A 23,954-nucleotide genomic window follows, 5' to 3' on the forward strand; every position below is an offset into this window, starting at 1 on the left:
ATTTTTTAAATACAAAGAAGCTGCAGAAAAATTTAAAAGAAAATTACAATAAAAATATGTTTTATCACGATTTTCTTGCCTGAAAATTTACTTGAGATTTAAAACTCATCCTTAATCCGTTTTGTCTTGTTAAATCCATAGTGATAAAAGTTCTGACACAGCATAAATTGAAAAAAGTATCATAAAACTCATTTCTTTTGTTAATTGTCTTTCTCTAAAAAAAACTACGAGTGTAATAATAATTGGAATTATCATTGAAAACTTTATTACTTCTGTTGCTGGAAAGTGAAACAGTTTAGAAATTGAACTAATAGTCAAAAAGAATCCCATTGTAATAATGCTAATTTTTTTCAAAATATCAATTTCTTTAACTGTCTGTCCGTAAATAAAAGTTATAATAGATAGAAGAGTAAATACAATAAAGCTGCCTGTAATCATATACTTGTTTCTTGACCAACTAAATAAAAAAGAAATTGCCAGTCCAATGGAAATTATTTTATGAAACAATCCTTTGAATTTAAAGGCTACTAAAACTCCTAAAATTGCTACTGCTGTTAATATTAATCCTTTCATTGCTCTTTTAAGATAAAAATTTACCAAATTCGTTCTCTTGTATATTTTCTAATTATTTCACTTCTGATTAATTAATTCTTTAATCAAATTGTGTTATTTCTGCTACATTAAATGTTCGAAAATTTTCTATGCGAATCTTATTCCACCAGGTTTTTACCTTTGGGGATTGTTTAGTACTTTTTTCAATATTAAATATGGGTCTCACTGTTGATATTACACTGTTCGCTTCTTCTCAATCCTTAAAATTGCACCAACGGTTCTTTGTTGTCGTTTCCAGTTTTGCTGCGATTCTTTGCCGTTGTATTTGTAGCGGTTTTGTGCCAGTTGGGGATAATCGCTGCGGGAATGACGGGCACCGAAGGGGTAGTAGTCGTTTCGTTCCCTGACACTGCCATCGGAAGACAGAATCGTCCGCACACTCCCCAGATGGTCTGTCAGGTGGTAATAAGTTTGCGGAACCTGACCGGAAAAAGCAATACGACCCTCCGGAAAAACAATGCTTTCCGGATTCAGAGATTGCGCGAAGCCCATATATGTCAAAGAACCCAGATAGACGTATTCTATACCGGCTCCGCTTATCGCTCTATTCTTCAGCCCGTCGTAGCCATATACGTAGCGGACCACTTCCAATCCCGACAAATCCTCCGCCTATTCTGTCAAATTTAAAAGATTATACTTAAATTTCAAAGCCCTGCGGGAATCGAATCTTTTAACAGATGGCCGGAATGGTCATATTCATACGTAGCCTCTCCGGCCTTTCCTCTGGGATAAATATCTCCCGGACTATCGCTGCAGCTTTCAGTCAGGGACTTTAAAAGGTTCCCTTCATAAGCATACGTTAGATTATCCGCAAGCGCTGAGGAGGAAAAACGCTGCAATGTCAATAGATTTGCGTTTAAATCATAGGTCAGTTTCCTTTCACAGAAATAATTGTCCGGACTCATCGATCCGTTTTTCAGGGTATAGCGACGGCTGTCCGTAAAACGTCCGGGACTGTTGTAGGAAAAGGCGTATAGCTAAGTGCGGAGGAAAGATTACTTCTCTTTTCGAAAGTCTTTCACAAAATCACGTTTTTGAAAAGAAAGAGGCGCAAGTTCGAAAACTTACGCCAATCGGTACTATTTGTCGAAAATATATACAGTTATTACTCCCGGCTGTTTATCTTGTAAAATTTTTAAAATCTGAGTATGTTTTTTTCTTAACTTAATAATCCGCATTACATCTTCCTTTGTCGTTACAGCTTTATTGTTATACACATAGGATACTTTCAATTTGTCCAAATCGTAATCTAAACCTTTAATTTTATCCATAATGCTTTTATTCACAAATAAATAACTGTCTTTTGCTTTTTTAGTGTAGGTATGCACTTCTCTTTTTTGGTGAATGGTGTCAATTACTTGCGAAGTTTTAAAATCAGATGTTTTAAGTTTAGAATAATATAGGCTAACAAAGATGTCAGGAGTTAATTTTTGTGCCAAATTATCAATATAAATGCATTGCTCATAAGAATTATATTGTTCATTCCCTGCAATTCCTGTTTGGGCATTTAAATTAAAAAAAATATTCAAATAAATTAGCGTCAAATAAATATGTGTTTTCATTTTGTAGAATTGGTTCTTATTGTTTTACTGTGATTTAAATCGTATGGGCGAATAGGAAGTCCGATTACTCGCCTTGCATAGTTTTCAAAATCAATGATGGGTAATTTTCCGACTTTTATCCATCTTCCCCTTGTAATCATATCATTGTATACTTCTACAATAAATAAAATTGGTTTTTCGAATAAGATATCCAAACTTTCTAATTTGGCTTCTTTTACATGAATATCAAAGAAAGTTACTCCAAATTCCAAAATCTGTGCATAATTGTAATAACCATCCTCTAAATCAGTTCTCAAAATTGCACCAACGGTTCTTTGTTATCGTTTCCAGTTTTGCTGCGATTCTTTGCCGTTGTATTTGTAGCGGTTTTGTGCCAGTTGGGGATAATCGCTGCGGGAATGACGGGCACCGAAGGGGTAGTAGTCGTTTCGTTCCCTGACACTGCCATCGGAAGACAGAATCGCCCGCACACTCCCCAGATGGTCCGTCAGGTGGTAATAAGTTTGCGGAACCTGACCGGAAAAAGCAATACGACCCTCCGGAAAAACAATGCTTTCCGGATTCAGAGATTGCGCAAAGCCCATATATATCAAAGAACCCAGATAGACGTATTCTATACCGGCTCCGCTTATCGCTCTATTCTTCAGCCCGTCGTAGCCATATACGTAGCGGATCACCTCCAATCCCGACAAATCCTCCGTCCGTTCTGTCAAATTTAAAAGATTATACTTAAATTTCAAAGCCCTGCGGGAATCGAATCTTTTAACAGATGGCCGGAATGGTCATATTCATACGTAGCCTCTCCGGCTTTCCTCTGGGATAAATATCTCCCGGACTATCTTTATTGCAGTGGATGGGAAAAAGATGACTTTGAAAGAAAAGAAAATCAGAATGAAAAGAGCCTGTCTAAATAATAATCTATAGACAGGCTCTTTGGGTTTTGTATGTCGTTTGGTTTAGTCTGTGATTTTACGCAGCAGCGTTTGGATGTCGCACTTTTCTTTGAGAATACCGAATAGGCTGTCGATGGTTACACGATCTTGTTCCATGGTATCGCGGTTGCGGATGGTTACCGTATTGTCTTCTACGGTTTGGTAGTCGATGGTAATACAAAATGGCGTACCGATAGCATCCTGACGGCGGTAGCGTTTGCCGATGGAGTCTTTTTCATCGTATTGGCAGTTGAAGTCGTATTTCAACAAGTCCATGATTTGCTGTGCCTTTTCCGGCAGACCGTCTTTTTTGACCAATGGCATGATGGCCATTTTTACCGGTGCCAAAGCTGCCGGAAGGCGCATAACGACCCGCGAATCCTGTTTGCCGTCTTTGCTTAAGTCTTCTTCGCAGTATGCAGCAGAAACAATTTGCAAGAACATACGGTCTACTCCGATGGAGGTTTCGACAACGTAAGGTACATAAGATTCATTCAGTTCGGTATCGAAGTATTGAATCTTTTTACCGGAAAATTTTTGATGTTGGGACAAGTCGAAATCGGTACGGGAATGGATACCCTCTACTTCCTTGAATCCGAACGGGAAACGGTATTCGATATCCGAAGCCGCATTGGCGTAATGTGCCAATTTTTCGTGGTCGTGAAAACGATAGTTTTCTGCACCGAAACCGAGTAGCTGGTGCCATTTCATACGTGTTTCCTTCCATTTTTTGAACCATTCGAGTTCCGAGCCCGGACGTACGAAAAATTGCATTTCCATTTGTTCGAATTCGCGCATCCGGAATATAAATTGACGGGCGACGATTTCATTCCGGAAAGCCTTACCGATTTGTGCAATACCGAAAGGTATTTTCATACGGCCGGTTTTCTGAACATTCAGGAAATTTACAAAAATACCCTGCGCTGTTTCCGGACGTAGATATATTTTGCTGGCACCGTCTGCTGTCGAACCCATTTCGGTGGAGAACATCAGGTTGAACTGGCGTACTTCCGTCCAGTTACAGGTGCCTGAAATCGGGCAGACAATTTTTTCATCGAGGATGATCTGCCGTAGTTCATTCAAATCATTCGCATTTAAAGCATCAGCCATCCGCTCGTGTAGTGCCTCTTTTTTCCTTGCATGTTCCAATATTTGCGGATTGGTTTGGCGGAATAATGTTTCGTCGAATTTTTCTCCGAAGCGTTTCCGTGCTTTTTCGACGTCTTTTTCAATTTTATCCTCGTATTTGGCTATCTGATCTTCTATCAATACATCGGCCCGGTATCTTTTCTTCGAATCTTTATTGTCGATCAACGGATCATTAAAAGCATCTACGTGTCCGGATGCTTTCCAGATTGTCGGATGCATAAAAATGGCAGAATCGATTCCTACAATGTTTTCGTGTAACCGGACCATGGATTCCCACCAATACCGTTTGATATTGTTTTTCAGTTCCACACCGTACTGGCCATAGTCATACACAGCACCCAGCCCGTCGTAAATATCCGATGACGGAAATACAAATCCATATTCCTTGCAGTGGGCTACTAATTTTTTAAAAACGTCTTCTTGTGCCATAATATTATGAGTCTATATAATTGAATTACAAAAGTAGAAATAATTACCTGAAATAAGCATGCGATCGAAGATTCATTGAATCCTCGGTCACCATTTATTCATGTCCGATTTCTTTGATTGCCTGGGTAACATTGATTGCATAATCCCCGATTTTTTCACATTCGGCGAAAATGTCGTTGTAAAGTATCCCTGTCGGATAATCATAGCGTTTTTCTTCAATTGCAAGCAAATGTTCCTGTTGCAGTATCGTCCGGTAGTCATTGATGGCATGTTCCAGTTCGTAAGCCTTTTTAGCATTTACGTCCCTGTATTCCGTCGCCAGGTTTTTACACATGGTTACCAATGTTTCATCTACCAGGCTGAACATGTGTTTCAGTTTTACTGTCAGTTCTTCCGGGAAAGTCACTTTTTGGTCATTCCGGCGGTTGATGGCTTTGGCTACGTTCAGAGAAGAGTCGGCAATGCTTTCGATTTCGGATACGATTTTAAACATGGCCCGGACACGCTGTGAGTTTTCGGTTGTCAGCTTGGATTCGGAAACTTTTGTCAAATAATTGGCAATTTCAACTTCAATGTTATCGCTCTCGTCTTCCAGTTTTACCAAATATTCGAATGGTTTAGCGAAATCCTTGGCGGGAAGATCGAGACATTCTATTACTTTACGAAACATGGATAAGGTGTTTTTACCGTAAAGTGTGATTTCTTCTTTAGCCTGGAATAAAGAGGCATCCGGGGTAGAAAGTAATCCGATTTTGATGTGTTTCAGACTGAAAGCATCTTCTGTGGTTTCCCGTATGGGAATCAATTTGGTTACGATCCGTGCGATAAATCGGGTAAACCAGATTAAAATCAAAACATTGGTGATGTTGAATACGGTGTGGAACAGGGAGAGTGCCATCGGGACGGAACTGGCATTCGTGGCCGGGTTACCGATACCCAGAAATATACACAATTGTTCGATCCAATTCAAAAAAATGGGGAATATAGCCAATACCCAAAGGACTCCGAAGAAATTGAATACAAAATGGGCAAGTGCCGCCCGTTTGGCCGTCGTATTGGCGACGACGGCTGCCAGATTAGCTGTTACTGTGGTACCGATGTTTTCTCCCAATACCATCGAAGCTGCGATTTCAAAGCTAATCCAGCCATTGGCACACATGACCAAAGTCAGTGCCATTGTTGCGGAAGAAGATTGTATCAGGATTGTCAGTACCGTACCGATTAACATGAAAAGAATATAAGAGGCGTAGCCCATGTCCGTATATTCTTTTAAGAATGTGAATATTTCCGGATTTTTATGCAGATCGGGCATGGCATTTTTTAAAAATTCCAAGCCGATGAATAGCAAGCCGAAGCCGATAATCAACTCTCCCCAGCTTTTCCGGGAACGCTTTCCGGAGAATAATAGAGGCAGGCAAAGACCGATCAGGGGTAAAGATATTTCTGCCATGCTGATTTTAAAACCTAAAATGGAGATCAGCCAGGCCGTTACAGTTGTACCTACGTTGGCACCCATGATTACTCCGATCGATTCGATCAAACTCAATAATCCGGCATTTACAAAGCTGACAACCATAACAGTGGTGGCCGAGCTACTCTGGATAATAGCTGTAATCAGTATACCGGTGATTACTCCTTTTACCCGGTTAGAGGTCATAGCCGATAGAATTTGGCGCATTTTATTACCAGCTACTTTCTGTAGGGCCTCACTCATCAATTTCATTCCAAAGAGGAATACCCCCAGTGAACCAATTAGCTTTAAAAAATCGAAAAGTCCGTAATCCATAAATAATTTATTTGAAAATTTAAAAATTAGGAGATTGGGATTTAATCTTCGTGCCCAATTTCTTTGATTGATTGTGTTACATTTATTGTGTAATCCCCGATTTTTTCACATTCGGAAAACATGTCATTATATAAGATACCCGTTGAGTAATCGTATCGTTTTTCTTCGATGGCCAATAAATGTTCCTGTTTCAGAATTGTGCGGTAACTATTGATCGCGTCTTCAATTTCATACGCTTTTTTGGCATTTACCTGGGTATATTCTGTCGTTAGATTCTGACACATGATAACGATCGATTCATCGACCAGGGAGAACATATGCTTCAGTTTGTTGCTTAAGTCCTCCGGAAAGACAACGCCTTGCTCATTGCGGCGGTATATGGCTTTAGATACATTTAATATAGAGTCGGCCACACTTTCGATTTCGGATACGATTTTGAACATGGCCCGGACACGTTGTGAGTTTTCTGTCGAAAGCTTGGATTCCGATACCATCGTCAGGTAATCGGCAATTTCGATCTCGACCTGGTCGCTTTCATCTTCCAGTTTTAGCAACTGATCGAATTCTTTTTCATATTCGTTACGGGACATACTGAATGCCCGTACCATTTTGTGAAACATTTCCAGGGTGTTTTGTCCGTAATGGCATATTTCCTGCTTGGCTTGGAATAACGACGCATCCGGTGTCGAAAGCATTCCGATTTTAATATGTTTTAGCTTGAATGTATCTTCTCCTGTCTTCGGAGGTATGATACGGCTTACTAGGCGGGCGATGAATTTGGTGAACCAGATTAACAGAGCGACATTGATTCCTTTGGCTAATGTGTTGAAAAGGGAGAGGACAAGCGGCATAGCCATGTTGATGGAGGCGGTGACTCCGGCTCGGGCTTCCGGTGAGAATGCTTCGGTCAGCAGCCGGGGATCGGAATAGATGGGGTTGTATTTTGAGATATGGAGGGTAACGCATAAATCGCCGATAAAGTGGAGAAAAGGAGTGAAAATGACAAAGAGCCAGACAACTCCGAATACATTGATTATAAAATGAGCGAGGGCTGCCCGTTTAGCCTGGACGTTGGCCACTGTTGCCGCCAGATTGGCTGTAATTGTCGTCCCGATATTTTCTCCCATAATCATGGCTGCAGCATCTTCGTACCCGATCCACCCTTTGGAACAGATAACCAGTGTCAGTGCAACCGTTGCAGAGGAGGACTGGAAAAGTGTTGTTAAGGCAGCTCCGATAAACAGAAAGATCATCCACGACCGGAATCCCAGAAAACTGATCTGTTGGATAAACTCACCGACACCCGGATAATCGTGGATATTCGACGGCATACTTTCCTGTAAAAAGCGCAGAGCTAGAAATAACAGACCGAAGCCGATAAACATTTCCCCCCAGTTTTTTCGGGAGCGCTTCTTTGAAAACAGCAGCGGCAGTGTACAGCCGATAATCGGTAATGCCAGATCACTCATGCTGAATTTGCCCAACCCCAGGATAGCTACCATCCAGCTCGTTACGGTCGTCCCTACATTCGCACCTAAAATTACACCAATAGAACCGACTAAATCAAGCAAGCCGGCATTTACAAAACTAACAACCATTACGGTGGTCGCCGAAGAACTTTGGATAAGAGCCGTGATAATTAAGCCGGTAAGGACACCTGTGACACGGTTAGAAGTCATTGCTGTCAAAATCTGGCGCATTTTATTGCCAGCCAGCTTTTGGAGAGATTCGCTCAGCAACTTCATTCCATAAAGGAACAATGCTAATGATCCGATCAGCTTCAGCAATTCGAAGATTCCATAATCCATTGGAGCTGTTTTTAGATTTGATTTTTCGCGACGTAAAAGTAAATAACTCGATTTAATTACGAAAATATTACCATAAACTTTTTGATATAAAAATCAAATGTTTTTAACATATTCCGTTTGAGATACAGGAATTACGGCAGGCGGCTTTAAAAAATTTCGGGAATAAAAAAAGCCTCCGTTTTTCGGAGGCTCTCTTTATTTATAGAAAATTCAGGATTACATCATCCCCGGCATTCCGCCACCCATTGCAGGTGCTGCGGGTTCGTCTTTTTTCTCTTCAACCAGTACACATTCCGTTGTCAGGAACATTCCGGCGATAGAAGCAGCGTTTTCCAAAGCCACACGGGTTACTTTCTTCGGATCGATCACACCGGCTTTTTTCAGATCTTCGTATACATCCTTGCGGGCGTTGTATCCGAAATCGCCTTTGCCTTCACGTACTTTTTGTACGACAACAGCACCTTCTACTCCGGCATTGTAAGCAATCTGGCGTAACGGTTCTTCGATAGCACGTTTGATGATTTCAATACCGGTTTGCTCATCTTCCGTTTCTCCTTTCAAACCATCCAAAGTAGCCTGTGCGCGGATGTAAGCTACACCACCTCCCGGTACGATACCTTCTTCGCTGGCAGCACGGGTGGCATGTAAAGCATCGTCAATGCGGTCTTTCTTTTCTTTCATTTCCACTTCAGAAGCAGCTCCTACATACAGTACGGCTACACCTCCTGACAATTTAGCCAAACGTTCTTTCAGTTTTTCTTTATCGTAGTCAGAAGTTGAATTTTCAATCAATTTTTTGATTTGTTCAATTCTTTCCTGAATGAATTCTTTTTTACCGGCCCCTTTTACGATAGTCGTATTTTCTTTGTCGATTGTAATTTTGTCGGCACGTCCTAACATGTCTATTGTCAGGTTTTCCAGCTTTAAACCTTTGTCTTCAGAGGTTACAACGCCACCGGTTAAAATAGCGATGTCTTCCAGCATTTCTTTCCGGCGGTCACCGAATCCCGGTGCTTTTACTGCGGCGATTTTCAAAGAACCTCTCAAACGGTTGACAACCAGGGTTGCCAATGCTTCGCTTTCAACATCTTCAGCGATGATCAATAAAGCACGGCCGGATTGAGCAACGGGTTCCAGAACAGGAAGCAATTCCTTCATGGAAGAGATTTTCTTATCGTAAAGTAAAATATACGGATTTTCAAATTCAACCGTCATTTTTTCACTGTCGGTTACGAAATACGGAGAAATATAGCCCCGGTCGAATTGCATACCCCCTACGGTTTTTACTTCAGTCTCGGTACCTTTGGCTTCCTCTACGGTGATAACACCTTCGATGCCTACTTTTTCCATCGCTTCAGCGATTAAATTACCGATGGTTTCGTCCCCATTGGCTGAAATACGGCCTACCTGACGGATTTTCTCAAAATTGTTGCCTACAACTTCTTTTTGGCTCTCCAAATGCTTAACTACAGCAGCAACCGCTTTTTCTATACCTCTTTTCAATTCCATCGGATTGGCTCCGGCTGTAACGTTTTTCAATCCTACATTGATGATGGATTGAGCCAGGATGGTAGCTGTTGTCGTACCGTCTCCGGCATCGTCACCGGTTTTGGAGGCAACTTCTTTTACCATTTGGGCTCCGATATTTGCATACGGATCAGCTAACTCGATTTCTTTGGCAACAGTCACGCCGTCTTTAGTGATATGCGGAGCTCCGAATTTTTTTTCAATCACAACGTTGCGTCCTTTCGGGCCGAGAGTTACTTTTACTGCATCTGCTAATTCGTCGACACCTTTTTTCATCAGGTCCCGGGCTTCGATATTGAATTTTATTTCTTTTGCCATAACAATTTAATTATAGATTTTAAATTTTAGATTTTAAATTATAGAGTTCAATGTATTTTAATTTTGGATTAACTTACAGTTACAATCTACAATTTATACTTATAGAACTACCAGGATGTCAGATTGGTTCATGACCAGGTATTTCTTGTCATCGATATGAATTTCCGTTCCGGAATATTTTCCGAATAATACCGTGTCACCAGCTTTTAGCTCCATAGGCTCGTCTGCTTTACCCTGGCCGGTTGCGATAATCGTACCTTTTTGTGGTTTTTCCAATGCGGTATCGGGAATGATGATTCCCCCTTTGGTTACCGTTTCTGCTTCAGCAGGCTCAACAATTACTTTGTTAAGTACAGTCTTCAGTGTCATGATTCTATTTTTTTAGTTTATAAATTATATAAAATTCTTTGAGAGGTTCCAACACCAATATTCGTTGAAACGGTTGTAACGTCTGTAATGTTACAACTGTCTCTTCTAAATCATATTCTGTGCCAAAAAATAGAAAGGAGAGGATGATTAATAAATAAAAAATGTAACTTATTGAAAATTAATATGAGAGTAATAATGGGGTTGGGGTGGGGTTTGAAGAAGGCTGACAGGGAGGAAATAAAAAATGTCAGTATGACTGACATACTGACATTTTTTATTTTTCATTGACAACTATAAATTATTGTTGCGGTTCTTCGGTCGGTGTCGTTTCACCTCCGGAGGTCGTACCGTTATCATTGTTTTGCGGTTGAGTGGTAAAAGAAGGAATTACCTGATTTGCCGGAGCATTTTGAACTTGTTCCTGAATAGCGGATTTACCTCCTACTTCGTCTCTCGGAATAGCTAAAGCGGCTATTACACATAATAGCAACATCGCACCAGCTAATGTCCAGGTTGCCTTTTCCAAAAAATCGGTTGTTTTTCTTACACCCATAATTTGATTGGAGGCAGCAAAAGAAGAGGCTAAACCACCGCCTTTTGAATTTTGTACTAATACGATTAAAATTAGTAAAATGCAGACTATTACGATTAAAACTGAAATTGCAGTATACATGATTATTCGTTGTTATTAATATTTTCCCTTATTTTCTCAATTCGGTTTGCAAAGTAAACACTTTTTTCCGGAAATTTCAAACTTAATTTTATATAAGTTGCTATGGCTTTTTCGTATAGCTTTTGTTTGATGTATATTTTGGCAAGTGTTTCAGAGAAAAGATCTTCTTTTTCTGCGCTGCTTTCCTCCGATAGATCTTTGTCGTCTACACTATCCAATTGCCCTTTGGGAATGGAAGGTTCTTCATTGATAAATTTGTCAATCAGATTTTCTTTTTCCTGTTTTTTCCTTTTCTTTTTTAATTCTCCTGCCAGTTCCCCGAGTGGAATTTCTTGTTCCTCTGGGTCGTCAGATAGAAGATAAGCTCCCATTATTTCCGGTAATTCTTTCGGTGTAATAGCCGGTTGCCGGTGTTTCTCTACGTTTTTTACCGTTTCCTTTTCAACCGGCTCTTCTTTTTCGGGGATGAAAAATTCTTCTTCGATCAATTCTATCGGAGTGTATGTGATTTTTCCGGCTTCGGAATCAGTGGCAGACTCCGGACTTGTCTCCGGTTGGACCGGCTTATCGGGATGAACGGCTTCGATAATATAACCTTCATACTCATGGGACTCAACTTTTTCAAATACCGGTTTGTTTTGTCCGACAATTTCCGGTTGGGCATAATCATTGACAATCCCCGGTATTCCATCCAGCAGGATCGGATTTGAGATGGTTTCCGTATCCGGCTTGCCGGATACTGTACTGACAGGAGGTGAAACCGTTTGCTGCGCTTGATAATTGATATCAATCAACGTTTCGTCTTCGGTTTGTTGGAGACGATCCGGAGGTGTTTTTTGCGCCGGAATCCCGACCGTGTTGACCGGAATGTAACCGTTGATCTCTTTTATCCGGTCGGTGACGATATCACTTAAAGAAGAGTTTTCTTTTTTGTTTTCCGGTTGTAGATAATCGAATTCTAATAAATTATTCAGGTATTTGTATAATTGCTTATGATCGGCAATGTGAATGGTTCCTGCTTTTAGTTCATTGCGGAATCGTACACTGGCAAAGATGTGCAGGGCTTTGAGATAGAGTACTCTGCCGGCCTGGAAATAGGGATAGCGGTTCACGAGAGTATCTAATTCCCGTAAATCATCGCTCCCCATTTTTTCAGGGTGGCATGTCAGTTCTATCAACCTGTCTGCTTTCATGTTTTTCCGGAGGTTACCAGTTTACGATGGCTTTATTATATATATCGTCAATGATTTTATCAAGGATTTCATTGATCAGACTTTCTTCTATGGAATTGAAGTCTTCGTCAATACCATAATCCTTGTAATTGGAAAAGCGGGTATTGAAGTCGAATTTATCGTCTTTCGTATTGGTATATTTTACCTGTATTTCAATAGTCAGGCGGTTGTTGGTTGCTACCTCGTCCCGTTGGATGTCTATAGGACGTTGGTTATATCCGACAATCTGACCTTCAAAGCGGATGTCGCCGTTGTTGTCTGTGACCTCTTTGAGACTCGTTTTGGTACGCATGTAAGTTTGTAGTTTCTCCGTAAATAGGGTACTCAGGTAAGGTACTACGAGTAATGCTTTATTGGGGAAATAGTCTACGGAGAATGTTTTGATATCAGGGTTCAATGAACCGCCTGTCATGTTGTAACTCACCTTTGCTAATTTGCATGAATCGCAACAGAGGATAATAAATAGCGTGAAAACGAGAGGCTTAAAGTATTTCATGTGTATTGAGATTATTCTGACAAATATAGTAATATTAGTTTTAGAAATTTTCGATGTCGTATTCTTTTAACTTTCGGTAGAGTGTACGTTCTGATATACCCAGGTCTTTGGCTGCCAGTTTGCGCTTTCCGTGGTTTTTTTCCAATGCTTTTTTGATGAGTTCCTTTTCTTTCTCTTCAATAGAAAAAGACTCTTCGATAAAAGCTTCCGTGTCCTGTATCTGATCTTCGGCTTGTTTGGTGTTGACCGGAACGGCCGAATGCTTTAGCAGTTCTGATGTTTGAGGAGGATATTGATTTCTTAATATTAGAGATGTATTGGTAGTTGCGGGTGTTTCCGGCAGATCCTCTTTTTCAATAATGCCGTACACCAGCCGTTTCAAGTCGTTCATGTCTTTTTTCATGTCAAAAAGAATTTTGTATAGAATTTCCCTTTCTGACGCGAAATTATTTTCAGAATTGTCGTGTGTACCTGTGAGCGCCGGTAGTATCGGAGTATCTGCCGGAATATATTTTTTCAATGTTATGGCATCGACAAGTCGTTCTTGCTCAATAATGGATATTTGTTCGGTGATGTTTTTCAATTGCCGGATATTCCCCGGCCAACGATAGGTTTCTAATAGCCGGATTGCGTCTTCTGTCAACCGGATCGCCGGCATTCTGTATTTTTCAGCAAAGTCGGCCGCGAATTTCCGGAATAACAGTTGAATATCTCCGTCCCGTTCCCGCAAAGGAGGGATAGAGATCGGAATTGTATTCAGTCTGTAATAAAGGTCTTCCCGGAATTTTCCGTTTTTAATGGCGGTAGACATATCGAGGTTCGTGGCTGCAATAACCCGTACATTTGTTTTCTGCACTTTGGATGAGCCTACCCGGATAAATTCACCGGTTTCCAGAATCCGTAACAGACGGGCTTGTGTAGAGAGCGGGAGTTCTCCCACTTCATCCAAAAACAGGGTGCCTCCGTCCGTTACTTCAAAATAGCCTTTCCGGTCGGATAATGCTCCTGTAAATGCTCCTTTTTCGTGTCCGAATAATTCGGAATCAATTGTACCCTCCGGAATAGCCCCGCAGTTTACGGCAATGTATGGGGCATGTTTCCGGGAACTGTAGCTGTGAATGATGCGGGGAAAAATTTCTTTTCCAACACCGCTTTCGCCGGTAATTAACACGGATAAATCTGTCGGTGCTACTTGTCGGGCGACATCGATAGCCCGGTTTAAGCCTTCATTATTCCCGATAATCTCGAATCTTTGCTTGATCGCCTGTAATTCCTCCATCTTTTCGACCAGTTGAATATTCCTTTCTGCAAAAATAGCAGTTTCTCCTGACAATTTGCCATTAATATTATGAAATGTAGTCGAAAAAGTGGGATTGTTTTCCGATTGGATGGTGGTGGCGTTTTTATAAATATGTGACCTAATATATATAGGTATAAAATGAATTTTAGATTTACGATTTTAGATTTATGATTTTAGATTTATGATTTTAGATTTACGATTCGGTCTCAAGGTACCGGGTAATTGTTGGCTTTTAAATATGTATATGAATTCCGGGTTGTGTTTTTACAATTTTAGGTGAAAAGCATCCGATAACGAATCGGATTGCCGGATAATTTAAAATTTACAATCTGAAATTTACAATTTATACGAAGGATTCCGATTCTGGCTTTTTGCTTGGACGGGGTAAATATTGTCGTAGCCGGGCGATGAAGCCGTATATTTCATAATCGCTTGAAAATCTATGCTTTTTTTGGAAAAAAAGATATAAAGGTTTGGTAGTTAGGAAAAAGGTGCGTACATTTGCACTCCAATTTGAATAAAAGTATACTAATTAAAACTATTGTAATGCCTACTATTCAACAGTTAGTAAGAAAAGGAAGAACGAAAATTGTGGACAAGAGCAAGGCTCCGGCTTTGGATGCATGTCCGCAAAGACGTGGGGTTTGTGTACGTGTTTACACAACGACTCCGAAAAAACCGAACTCAGCAATGAGAAAGGTAGCTCGTGTAAGATTGACCAACGGAAAAGAAGTGAATGCTTACATTCCGGGAGAGGGTCACAATTTGCAGGAACACTCAATCGTAATGATTCGTGGTGGTCGTGTGAAAGACCTTCCGGGTGTACGTTATCACCTTGTTCGCGGAACATTGGATGCTGCCGGGGTTGCAGAACGGAAACAAAGTCGTTCTAAGTACGGTACTAAAAGACCGAAGCCGGGCCAGGCTGCAGCAAAAGGCAAAAAGTAAAAAGTGATTAACAGGAATTGTTTATGAAGCGTTCCCCGAAAGTTGAGTAAATGGTTGTGAAACCGTTGAAGACAAAAAAGGACAGCTGATCGAACCAATTCGTAAACTAAGAGAGATGAGAAAGACTAAACCGAAAAAGAGAATCCTGTTACCGGATCCGAAGTTCAATGATGTACTGGTGACTAGATTTGTGAATGACCTGATGGTTGACGGAAAGAAAACTATCGCGTTCAAAATTTTTTATGATGCATTAGACATCGTTGATGAAAAATTGGCTAAAAAAGAAGAGAAAAACGCTTTGGACATTTGGAAACAAGCATTGGAGAACATTACTCCCCAGGTGGAAGTAAAGAGTCGCCGTGTAGGTGGTGCTACTTTCCAGGTACCGATGGAGATCAATCCGAATCGGAAAAGAGCGATTTCTGTAAAAAATATGATTCTGTTTTCCCGTAAGAGAAGCGGACATAGCATGGCTGAAAAATTAGCGGCTGAAATTATGGCTGCATACAAAGAAGAAGGTGCTGCCTTCAAAAAGAAAGAAGATACGCACCGTATGGCTGAAGCCAACCGTGCTTTTGCACATTTCAGATTTTAACTAGGAGAGATAGATAAATGGCAAAGAGAGATTTACACTATACGCGAAATATCGGTATCATGGCTCACATCGATGCCGGTAAAACTACGACGACTGAACGTATCCTGTATTTTACCGGAGTAAACCATAAGATCGGTGAAACCCATGATGGTACTGCTACGATGGACTGGATGGTACAGGAGCAGGAAAGAGGTATTACCATTACTTCTGCTGCTACCACCTGTTTCTGGAAGTATCAGGATCAGGAGTATAAAATTAATATTATTGACACCCCGGGACACGTTGACTTCACGGTTGAAGTAGAGCGTTCTTTGCGTGTATTGGACGGTGCTGTTGCACTGTTTTGTGCTGTAGGTGGTGTTGAAGCCCAGTCTGAAACCGTATGGCGTCAGGCAAATAAATACGGTGTGCCGAGAATTGCTTTTGTGAATAAAATGGACCGTTCTGGTGCAGACTTTTTCAAAGCAGTTCGTGAAATCAAGGAAAAATTAGGTGCTAATCCTGTACCTCTTGTATTACCGATCGGAGCTGAAGAAAACTATCAGGGTGTTATTGACCTGGTAGAAATGAAAGCTTATGTATGGGAAAACGGGGCGATGGAAGGAACTGTAAAGGAAATTCCGGCTGATTTGATGGCTGAAGCTCAGGAATGGAGGGAAAAATTAGTGGAAGCTGCTGCTGTTCAGGATGAAGCTTTGATGGAGCGTTTCTTTGAAGATCCGGATTCCATTACGGCTGAAGAATTGAAAGCTGTTATCCGTAAGGCTGTGATTGCTATGGATTTCTGTCCGGTGATGTGCGGCTCTTCCTTTAAGAATAAAGGTGTACAGAATTTGTTGGATGCTGTTATTGCTTATTTGCCGAATCCATTGGATATTCCGAACAGCAAAGGTACTGACCCGAGAAGCGGAGAAGAAATTCTTTTCCCGGTTGATCCGGAAGCACCGCTGTCGGCTTTGGCATTTAAGATCGCTACCGACCCGTTTGTAGGACGTTTGTGCTACACCCGTATTTATTCCGGTAAAATCGAAGCCGGTTCGTATGTTTACAACCCGCGTACCGATAAAAAAGAACGTATTTCCCGTTTGTTCCAGATGCATTCTAACAAGCAGCAGCCGAAAGATGTTCTGGAAGCCGGAGATATCTGCGCTTGCGTAGGTTTCAAAGATATCCGTACCGGAGATACATTATGTTCTGAAGACAAACCGATCGTACTGGAAAGTATGACTTTCCCGGAACCGGTAATCGGTATTGCCGTTGAACCGCTGACTCAGAAAGATACTGATAAGTTAGGTATGGCTTTGGCTAAGTTGGCGGAAGAAGACCCGACTTTCCGTGTGAAAACAGATGAAGATTCCGGCCAGACTGTTATCAGTGGTATGGGTGAACTTCACCTGGATATTATCCTCGACCGTCTGCGTCGTGAATTCAAGGTAGAATGTAATCAGGGCGCTCCTCAGGTTTCTTACAAAGAAGCTATTACTGCAACTGTGGAACATCGTCATGTATTTAAGAAACAGACCGGTGGCCGCGGTAAATTCGCTGATATTATTTTCCGTATGGAACCTGCAGAAGAAGGTAAGGAAGGCCTGACTTTTGTAAACGAAGTGAAAGGTGGTAATATCCCGAAGGAATTTATTCCTTCTGTTGAGAAAGGTTTCAAAGAAGCCATGGAGAACGGTGTTTTGGCCGGTTACGGATTGGAATCTTTGAAAATAACTTTGCTTGACGGTTCTTTCCACCCGGTTGACTCAGATGCTTTGTCTTTCGAAATGGCTGCCAAAATCGGTTATAAGGAAGCTGCACAGAAAGCTAAACCGGTGTTGCTTGAGCCGATTATGAAATTGGAAGTTGTTACTCCGGAAGATTTCATGGGAGATATTATCGCTGACTTGAACCGTCGTCGCGGACAGGTTGAAAGCATGGACTCTCGTACGGGAGCTCGTGTAATCACGGCCAAGGTACCTTTGTCTGAGCAGTTCGGTTATGTAACCGTATTGCGTACATTATCTTCCGGACGTGCAAGTTCTTCAATGGAATTCTCTCACTATGCCGAGGTTCCGAAGAATATTGCCAAGGACGTTGTTGAAAAAGCAAACGGAAGAGCAGATTTAATTTAAAAATTTTAGATTGTAAATTTTAAGTTGGGAAATCAATTTAAAATTTACAATTTACAATCTACAATAATCAAAAAACATGAGCCAAAAAATCAGAATTAAGTTGAAATCTTACGATCACAACTTAGTAGACAAGTCGGCAGAGAAGATTGTTAAAACGGTAAAAGCTACCGGTGCAGTAGTGAGCGGTCCGATTCCGCTTCCGACCCACAAAGGAATTTTTACTGTGAACCGCTCTACTTTCGTAAACAAGAAGAGTCGTGAACAATTTTTGGTATGCACCTTCAAAAGATTGATTGATATCTACAGCTCAACGGCTGGAACTATCGACGCTCTGATGAAGCTTGAGCTACCGAGTGGTGTTGAAGTAGAGATTAAGGTGTGATAACGGCGAACAACCTTATGTCGTTATTAAGAATGTAAACCTATTAAAAAAAAGTAAAAGAAAATGCCAGGTTTAATTGGAAAAAAAGTCGGAATGACTTCCGTATTCAGTGCCGAGGGGAAAAGTATCCCATGCACTGTGATTGAGTGCGGTCCATGTGTTGTAACCCAGGTTAAAACGAATGAGACCGATGGTTACGCAGCACTTCAGTTGGGTTTTGATGACAAGAAAGAAAAACACACAACGAAGCCGCTAAGTGGACACTTTAAAAAGGCAGGCACAACTCCGAAACGGAAACTCGTAGAGTTTTCAGGATTTGAGACCGAGCACAAGTTAGGTGATGTAATCGATGTTACCTTGTTTGAAGGAACTGCATTTGTGGATGTAGTTGGAACCAGCAAGGGTAAAGGATTTCAGGGCGTTGTGAAACGTCACGGATTCGGTGGAGTCGGTGAAGCTACTCACGGTCAGGATGACCGCCAGAGAGCTCCGGGTTCTATTGGAGCTTGTTCTACCCCTTCTCGTGTATTTAAAGGTATGAGAATGGCCGGAAGAATGGGAGGAGACAGGATTACTGTTGCTAACTTGCAGGTTTTGAAAGTAATTCCTGAAAATAATTTGTTGTTGGTGAAGGGATCTGTTCCCGGAACTAAAGGTTCATACTTAATTATTGAGAAGTAATGGAGTTAAGTGTATTAAACATTGCCGGAAAAGAAACAGGCAGAAAGATAGAGTTAAATGACGCTATCTTTGGAATTCAGCCTAACGAACACGCAATCTACCTTGACGTAAAGCAGTATCTTGCCAACAACCGGCAGGGAACGCACAAGTCAAAGCAGAGAAACGAAGTGTCAGGTAGTACTGTAAAGCTGAAAAAGCAAAAAGGTACCGGAGGTGCACGTGCCGGTGGTATCAAGAACCCGTTGTTCAGAGGCGGTGGCCGTGTATTTGGTCCCGTTCCCAGAGATTACAGTTTTAAATTGAATAAAAAACTGAAAAGACTGGCTCGTAAATCGGCTCTGGCTGTGAAAGCAAGTGCAAATGCGGTTACGGTAGTTGAAGATTTCAGCTTTGAAGCACCGAAAACAAAACAGTTTGTAGAATTGATTAATAATTTGAAAGTTAATCAGGGCAATTTGTTGGTAGTTTTGAGTGACGTAAACGAAAATATAGTGTTATCGGCTCGCAACTTACAGAATGTTGAAATTATGAGAGTCAATGATTTGGCAACTTACAACATTATGAAGGCTAGAAATCTTGTACTTGTTGAAAGTTCTGTGAAGGGCCTGAATGAAATGTTCAATCTTAACTAATTAAAGAAGAGATGGAAATTATTTTAAAGCCCGTCCTGACTGAAAAGATGTCAGCGTTGACCGACAAAGAACACAAGGTGGCCTTTGTTGTAGCAAAAGATGCGAATAAGATAGAGATAAAGAAAGCAGTTGAAGAAATGTACGGAGTGAAGGTATTGGCTGTAAATACGCAGCGTTACCAGGGAACGGTAAAATCCCGTTATACCAAGGCCGGTGTAATTACCGGACGTACCGCTTCGTTCAAGAAAGCAATTGTAACTTTAGCAGAAGGTGATAGTATTGATTTTTTTAGCAATATTTAAATAACATGGCTGTAAGAAAATTAAATCCTGTAACTCCTGGTCAAAGACATAAAGTAGTAAATACTTTTGAACAGGTGACTACAGATAGACCTGAGAAATCATTGTTGAGACCTATCAAAAGAACCGGTGGCCGTAACAATGCCGGTAAAATGACAATGAGATATATAGGTGGAGGTCATAAGCAAAAATACAGAGTAATTGATTTTAAACGGAACAAAGACAGTATTCCGGCTAAAGTAGCCTCTATTGAATACGATCCGAATAGAACAGCTCGTATTGCTTTGTTAGTGTATGCAGACGGAGAAAAACGTTATATTATCGCTCCTATCGGACTGACGGCAGGTCAGACTGTAATGAGCGGACAAGGCGTAGCTCCGGAAATTGGAAATGCTCTTTTCTTATCTGAGATTCCATTAGGTACAATCATACATAACATTGAACTGAGACCGGGACAAGGAGCTGTAATGGCCCGTAGTGCTGGTTCTTATGCTCAATTGGTGGCCAGAGATGGCAAATATGCTTCCATCAAATTACCTTCAGGAGAAATCCGGATGGTATTGGTAACTTGTAAAGCTACAGTAGGAACGGTATCTAATACCGACCATGCACTGGAACGTTCCGGTAAAGCCGGTCGTTCTCGTTGGTTAGGCCGTCGCCCGAGAGTTCGTGGTGTTGTAATGAACCCGGTTGATCACCCGATGGGTGGTGGTGAAGGCCGTGCTTCAGGAGGTCACCCGAGATCACGCAAGGGCTTGTTGGCTAAGGGCTATAAAACAAGAGCTCCGAAGAAAGCTTCAAGTAAGTATATTGTTGAAAGAAGGAAGTAATAACCGATTAATAGTTTAATGTTATGAGTCGTTCGTTAAAAAAAGGCCCTTTTATAGATGTGAAGCTGGAGAAAAAAGTGTTGGCGATGAATGAGTCCAATAAAAAATCGGTTGTTAAAACCTGGGCTCGCTACTCTATGATCTCTCCGGATTTTGTAGGCCATACTGTAGCAGTACATAACGGTAATAAATTTATCCCGGTATACATCACCGAGAATATGGTGGGACATAAGCTGGGAGAATTTGCACCGACACGTACCTTTAGAGGTCACGCTAACAAGAAATAAGCGTGATTAAAGTTGAACCAATGAAGATGTATTAAAATGGGTGCAAGAAAAAGATTAAGAGCAAATCAGATAAAGGAAGCCAAAAAGGAGAAGGCTTTTGCCAGCCTGCGCGGTTGTCCTTCGTCACCTCAGAAAATGAGATTGGTGGCAGACCTGGTACGTGGAAAAGACGTACAGAGAGCTTTGGATATACTGAAATTTTGTCCTCGTGAAGCTGCCCGTAAAGTGGAAAAACTTTTGCTTTCGGCTATTGCTAACTGGAGTGCTAAAAATGACGGTAAACGTATCGAAGATGCTTCTTTATTCGTTAAGGAAATTTTCGTTGACGGTGCCGGTATTTTGAAGCGTCTGAGACCGGCTCCCCAGGGACGGGCTCACCGGATCCGCAAAAGATCAAATCACGTGACTATCGTCTTAGGTAGCAAGACTGCAGTTGAAAATGTAAAAGAATAATTAGCATGGGACAAAAAGTTAATCCAATAAGCAATAGATTAGGAATCATCCGTGGATGGGATTCTAACTGGTTCGGCGGCAAAAACTATGGCGATAAACTGGTAGAAGATTATAAGATCAGAAAATACCTGAACGCCCGTTTGGCCAAAGCCGGAATCGCGAAAATTGTTATCGAGAGGACCCTTAAGCTGATTACCATCACCATCAATACTGCCCGTCCGGGAATTATCATCGGAAAAGGTGGTCAGGAAGTGGATAAATTGAAGGAAGAGCTTAAGAAAATCACCGATAAAGAAGTTCAGATCAATATCTTCGAAATCAAACGTCCGGAATTGGATGCTGTTATCGTAGGTAATAACATAGCTCGTCAGCTGGAAGGACGTGTTGCATATCGCCGGGCGATCAAAATGGCTGTTCAGTCTACCATGAGAATGGGGGCTGAAGGTATCAAAGTGTTGATATCAGGTCGTTTGAACGGTGCTGAAATGGCACGTGCAGAAATCTTCAAGGAAGGTCGGATTCCGTTGCACACTTTCCGCGCAGATATTGACTATGCACAGGCAGAAGCCCTGACGACTTACGGTCTGCTGGGTATTAAGGTGTGGATTTGCAAAGGTGAAGTTTACGGAAAACGTGAATTGGTACCGAATTCAGTACTCGGTTCACATGAATCACGTAGCGCTGCCAATGCTAACGCCGGCAAGAAGAATTTCAAAAAAAGAAAAAAGTAGTGAGTTATGTTACAGCCAAAAAGGACTAAATACAGAAGAAGTCAGAAAGGAAGAATGAAGGGTAATGCTCAGAGAGGGCATCAACTGGCATTCGGATCTTTTGGAATTAAGGCGTTGGAAGAAAAATGGATCGAAGGACGCCAGATTGAAGCAGCCCGTGTTGCCGTTACCCGTTATATGCAACGTCAGGGTCAGATATGGATACGTATATTTCCGGATAAACCTATTACCAAAAAGCCCGCTGAAGTGCGTATGGGTAAAGGTAAAGGTTCTCCCGAAGGTTTCGTAGCTCCGGTTACTCCGGGACGTATTCTTTTCGAAGCAGACGGTGTGCCGTATGCAATTGCAAAAGAAGCTTTGCGTCTTGCTGCTCAGAAATTACCTATTACGACGAAGTTTGTGGTTAGACGTGACTATGCCGAATAGTCGTCCGACTGTTGATTGTTAAACCAAATTAATTTGACAGAAAGATGAAAAATTCAGAAGTTATAGAAATGACCACAGAGGATCTTAAAGAAAAAGTAGCTGCAGAAAAAGCTGCCCTCAATAAGATGACCATGAATCATACGATTACCCCGCTCGAAAACACAATGCAGATTCGTGCCAAGAGAAAGGATATTGCTCGCATGATGACGGAATTACGTAAGAGAGAATTAACGGTAAAGAAGTAAAGTAATGGAAGAAAGAAATCTTAGAAAAGAACGTATCGGTCTCGTGGTGAGCAATAAGATGGAAAAATCCATCACGGTTGCCGTTCATTTTAAAGAAAAACACCCGATTTACGGAAAATTCGTAAGCAAGACCAAGAAGTTCACCGCTCACGACGAAAAGAACGAATGTAACGTCGGAGATAAAGTGAGAATTATGGAAACCCGTCCCTTGAGTAAAATGAAGAGATGGAGATTAGTTGAAATCATTGAAAGAGCGAAGTAATCATGATACAACAGGAAAGTAGATTAACAGTAGCAGATAACAGCGGTGCTAAAGAGGTGCTTTGTATCCGCGTTCTGGGAGGAACCCGGAAAAGATACGCACGCGTAGGCGATAAGATCGTTGTGTCTGTAAAAAGCGCACTGCCTGGCGGTGATTTGAAAAAAGGAACGGTTAGTAAGGCAGTCGTTGTGCGTACATCCAAGGAATATCGTCGTCCGGACGGCTCTTATATCCGCTTTGATGACAATGCTTGCGTATTGTTGAATAATGCCGGAGAAATGAGAGGTACCCGTATTTTCGGACCGGTTGCCCGTGAAGTTCGTGAAGGTTATACGAAAATTGTTTCGTTAGCCCCGGAAGTTCTTTAATTATTTACGGTTTTAGATTTATGATTTATGATTACATTGCTCTATGCTCATCAATCTGAAATCTAAAATCTAAAATCTAAAATTTTATAGGTAATGAACAGAAAGTTTCATATAAAGAAAGGTGATTTAGTTTACGTAAATGCCGGTGTTGACAAAGGGAAACAGGGTAAAGTACTCGAAGTACTGCCGGAAGAGGAACGGGCAATTGTCGAAGGCATCAATATGGTAAGCAAACACACGAAACCGAATGCGAAAAATCCGCAGGGAGGTATCATTAAGAAAGAAGCTCCGATTCATATTTCAAATCTGAACGTAGTAGATCCTTCTACCGGCAAACCGACCAAGATCGGACGGAAGAAAGACGAAAAAGGCAACATGGTTAGATTTGCTAAAAAATCAGGAGAAATCTTGAAATAAGAATAATGTTGGCATGAACAGGTGCAGGTTGCAGGTTTGCAGATGGAAACTTGTAACTTGTTAACCTGTAGCTTGCAACTTAAAA

31 protein-coding genes are annotated in these 23,954 nt (G+C 41.3%); 16 read left to right on the forward strand and 15 right to left on the reverse strand.

Annotation, left to right across the window (positions count from 1 at the left end):
• Positions 1 to 129 precede the first annotated feature (129 nt).
• The 15 genes from BN8908_RS15590 to BN8908_RS15660 form a co-directional block, all read right to left on the reverse strand.
• Complete coding sequence (locus BN8908_RS15590) at positions 130 to 573, reverse strand: hypothetical protein (RefSeq protein ID WP_068691553.1); 444 nt, start codon at positions 571 to 573, stop codon at positions 130 to 132.
• 213 nt (positions 574 to 786) lie between these two features.
• Positions 787 to 1,212 carry a hypothetical protein gene (locus BN8908_RS15595; protein ID WP_068691555.1) on the reverse strand — a complete coding sequence of 142 codons (426 nt, stop codon included), beginning with the start codon at positions 1,210 to 1,212 and terminating at the stop codon, positions 787 to 789.
• Between the two features lie 44 nt (positions 1,213 to 1,256).
• On the reverse strand, positions 1,257 to 1,517 hold the full coding sequence (locus tag BN8908_RS15600; RefSeq protein ID WP_068691557.1) for a hypothetical protein: 261 nt from the start codon (positions 1,515 to 1,517) through the stop codon (positions 1,257 to 1,259).
• 174 nt (positions 1,518 to 1,691) lie between these two features.
• Positions 1,692 to 2,174, reverse strand: a complete 483-nt coding sequence (locus tag BN8908_RS15605; RefSeq protein WP_068691559.1) for a hypothetical protein — start codon at positions 2,172 to 2,174, stop codon at positions 1,692 to 1,694.
• Positions 2,171 to 2,470 (reverse strand): Imm26 family immunity protein, encoded by a 300-nt coding sequence (locus BN8908_RS15610; protein ID WP_068691561.1) that lies wholly within the window; start codon positions 2,468 to 2,470, stop codon positions 2,171 to 2,173. Before BN8908_RS15610 ends, BN8908_RS15605 begins: the two co-directional genes overlap by 4 nt.
• Positions 2,471 to 2,491: 21 nt before the next feature.
• Positions 2,492 to 2,887 (reverse strand): hypothetical protein, encoded by a 396-nt coding sequence (locus BN8908_RS15615; protein ID WP_148453381.1) that lies wholly within the window; start codon positions 2,885 to 2,887, stop codon positions 2,492 to 2,494.
• A 243-nt stretch (positions 2,888 to 3,130) separates the two neighbouring features.
• Positions 3,131 to 4,684, reverse strand: coding sequence for a glycine--tRNA ligase (locus BN8908_RS15620; protein ID WP_021987936.1), 1,554 nt, complete (start codon positions 4,682 to 4,684; stop codon positions 3,131 to 3,133).
• Positions 4,685 to 4,778: 94 nt separating this feature from the next.
• The gene (locus tag BN8908_RS15625) at positions 4,779 to 6,470 is read right to left on the reverse strand and encodes a Na/Pi cotransporter family protein (protein WP_021987937.1); all 1,692 of its coding nucleotides are present in this window, start codon (positions 6,468 to 6,470) and stop codon (positions 4,779 to 4,781) included.
• 41 nt (positions 6,471 to 6,511) lie between these two features.
• Positions 6,512 to 8,278: a Na/Pi cotransporter family protein gene (locus BN8908_RS15630; RefSeq protein ID WP_068691565.1), complete on the reverse strand. Its 1,767-nt coding sequence runs from the start codon at positions 8,276 to 8,278 to the stop codon at positions 6,512 to 6,514.
• A 216-nt stretch (positions 8,279 to 8,494) separates the two neighbouring features.
• Entirely contained in the window at positions 8,495 to 10,123 is a 1,629-nt protein-coding gene (groL, locus tag BN8908_RS15635) for a chaperonin GroEL (protein WP_021987939.1), read from the reverse strand.
• A 99-nt stretch (positions 10,124 to 10,222) separates the two neighbouring features.
• Positions 10,223 to 10,492, reverse strand: a complete 270-nt coding sequence (locus BN8908_RS15640; RefSeq protein ID WP_021987940.1) for a co-chaperone GroES — start codon at positions 10,490 to 10,492, stop codon at positions 10,223 to 10,225.
• A 298-nt stretch (positions 10,493 to 10,790) separates the two neighbouring features.
• Positions 10,791 to 11,165 carry a preprotein translocase subunit SecG gene (gene secG / locus BN8908_RS15645; RefSeq protein ID WP_021987942.1) on the reverse strand — a complete coding sequence of 125 codons (375 nt, stop codon included), beginning with the start codon at positions 11,163 to 11,165 and terminating at the stop codon, positions 10,791 to 10,793.
• A 2-nt stretch (positions 11,166 to 11,167) separates the two neighbouring features.
• Complete coding sequence (locus BN8908_RS15650) at positions 11,168 to 12,358, reverse strand: hypothetical protein (RefSeq protein WP_068691567.1); 1,191 nt, start codon at positions 12,356 to 12,358, stop codon at positions 11,168 to 11,170.
• A gap of 13 nt (positions 12,359 to 12,371) precedes the next feature.
• Positions 12,372 to 12,893 carry an LptE family protein gene (locus BN8908_RS15655; protein ID WP_068691569.1) on the reverse strand — a complete coding sequence of 174 codons (522 nt, stop codon included), beginning with the start codon at positions 12,891 to 12,893 and terminating at the stop codon, positions 12,372 to 12,374.
• Between the two features lie 40 nt (positions 12,894 to 12,933).
• Positions 12,934 to 14,172 (reverse strand): sigma-54 interaction domain-containing protein, encoded by a 1,239-nt coding sequence (locus BN8908_RS15660; RefSeq protein WP_021987945.1) that lies wholly within the window; start codon positions 14,170 to 14,172, stop codon positions 12,934 to 12,936.
• Between the two features lie 567 nt (positions 14,173 to 14,739).
• On the opposite strand from BN8908_RS15660, the gene rpsL reads away from it, so the two are divergent.
• The 16 genes from rpsL to rplX all read left to right on the forward strand — a co-directional run bounded on the left by rpsL (position 14,740) and on the right by rplX (position 23,869).
• Positions 14,740 to 15,141, forward strand: coding sequence for a 30S ribosomal protein S12 (gene rpsL / locus BN8908_RS15665; RefSeq protein WP_021987946.1), 402 nt, complete (start codon positions 14,740 to 14,742; stop codon positions 15,139 to 15,141).
• Positions 15,142 to 15,256: 115 nt separating this feature from the next.
• Positions 15,257 to 15,736 (forward strand): 30S ribosomal protein S7, encoded by a 480-nt coding sequence (gene rpsG, locus BN8908_RS15670; RefSeq protein ID WP_021987947.1) that lies wholly within the window; start codon positions 15,257 to 15,259, stop codon positions 15,734 to 15,736.
• Between the two features lie 17 nt (positions 15,737 to 15,753).
• A complete protein-coding gene (fusA, locus tag BN8908_RS15675) occupies positions 15,754 to 17,856 on the forward strand; it encodes an elongation factor G (protein ID WP_068691571.1) in 2,103 nt (700 codons plus the stop codon).
• Positions 17,857 to 17,932: 76 nt separating this feature from the next.
• Complete coding sequence (gene rpsJ / locus BN8908_RS15680) at positions 17,933 to 18,238, forward strand: 30S ribosomal protein S10 (RefSeq protein WP_009137840.1); 306 nt, start codon at positions 17,933 to 17,935, stop codon at positions 18,236 to 18,238.
• Between the two features lie 63 nt (positions 18,239 to 18,301).
• Entirely contained in the window at positions 18,302 to 18,919 is a 618-nt protein-coding gene (gene rplC, locus BN8908_RS15685) for a 50S ribosomal protein L3 (protein WP_021987948.1), read from the forward strand.
• Complete coding sequence (gene rplD, locus BN8908_RS15690) at positions 18,919 to 19,551, forward strand: 50S ribosomal protein L4 (RefSeq protein ID WP_021987949.1); 633 nt, start codon at positions 18,919 to 18,921, stop codon at positions 19,549 to 19,551. Before rplC ends, rplD begins: the two co-directional genes overlap by 1 nt.
• 11 nt (positions 19,552 to 19,562) lie before the next feature.
• Positions 19,563 to 19,853: a 50S ribosomal protein L23 gene (gene rplW, locus BN8908_RS15695; protein ID WP_021987950.1), complete on the forward strand. Its 291-nt coding sequence runs from the start codon at positions 19,563 to 19,565 to the stop codon at positions 19,851 to 19,853.
• Between the two features lie 5 nt (positions 19,854 to 19,858).
• On the forward strand, positions 19,859 to 20,680 hold the full coding sequence (gene rplB / locus BN8908_RS15700) for a 50S ribosomal protein L2 (RefSeq protein WP_021987951.1): 822 nt from the start codon (positions 19,859 to 19,861) through the stop codon (positions 20,678 to 20,680).
• 23 nt (positions 20,681 to 20,703) lie between these two features.
• Positions 20,704 to 20,967 (forward strand): 30S ribosomal protein S19, encoded by a 264-nt coding sequence (gene rpsS / locus BN8908_RS15705; protein ID WP_021987952.1) that lies wholly within the window; start codon positions 20,704 to 20,706, stop codon positions 20,965 to 20,967.
• A gap of 36 nt (positions 20,968 to 21,003) precedes the next feature.
• Positions 21,004 to 21,420, forward strand: coding sequence for a 50S ribosomal protein L22 (gene rplV, locus BN8908_RS15710; RefSeq protein ID WP_021987953.1), 417 nt, complete (start codon positions 21,004 to 21,006; stop codon positions 21,418 to 21,420).
• 5 nt (positions 21,421 to 21,425) lie between these two features.
• On the forward strand, positions 21,426 to 22,151 hold the full coding sequence (gene rpsC / locus BN8908_RS15715; RefSeq protein ID WP_068691573.1) for a 30S ribosomal protein S3: 726 nt from the start codon (positions 21,426 to 21,428) through the stop codon (positions 22,149 to 22,151).
• A 6-nt stretch (positions 22,152 to 22,157) separates the two neighbouring features.
• On the forward strand, positions 22,158 to 22,577 hold the full coding sequence (gene rplP, locus BN8908_RS15720) for a 50S ribosomal protein L16 (RefSeq protein WP_021987955.1): 420 nt from the start codon (positions 22,158 to 22,160) through the stop codon (positions 22,575 to 22,577).
• A gap of 44 nt (positions 22,578 to 22,621) precedes the next feature.
• Positions 22,622 to 22,822, forward strand: coding sequence for a 50S ribosomal protein L29 (rpmC, locus tag BN8908_RS15725; protein WP_021987956.1), 201 nt, complete (start codon positions 22,622 to 22,624; stop codon positions 22,820 to 22,822).
• A gap of 4 nt (positions 22,823 to 22,826) precedes the next feature.
• Positions 22,827 to 23,084 carry a 30S ribosomal protein S17 gene (gene rpsQ, locus BN8908_RS15730; protein ID WP_021987957.1) on the forward strand — a complete coding sequence of 86 codons (258 nt, stop codon included), beginning with the start codon at positions 22,827 to 22,829 and terminating at the stop codon, positions 23,082 to 23,084.
• Between the two features lie 2 nt (positions 23,085 to 23,086).
• Complete coding sequence (gene rplN / locus BN8908_RS15735; protein ID WP_021987958.1) at positions 23,087 to 23,452, forward strand: 50S ribosomal protein L14; 366 nt, start codon at positions 23,087 to 23,089, stop codon at positions 23,450 to 23,452.
• 93 nt (positions 23,453 to 23,545) lie between these two features.
• Complete coding sequence (gene rplX, locus BN8908_RS15740) at positions 23,546 to 23,869, forward strand: 50S ribosomal protein L24 (RefSeq protein WP_021987959.1); 324 nt, start codon at positions 23,546 to 23,548, stop codon at positions 23,867 to 23,869.
• Positions 23,870 to 23,954: the final 85 nt, after the last annotated feature.

The sequence above is a fragment of the Culturomica massiliensis genome, from assembly GCF_900091655.1.
In the GTDB taxonomy this organism is placed as follows: Bacteria; Bacteroidota; Bacteroidia; order Bacteroidales; family Marinifilaceae; genus Culturomica; species Culturomica massiliensis.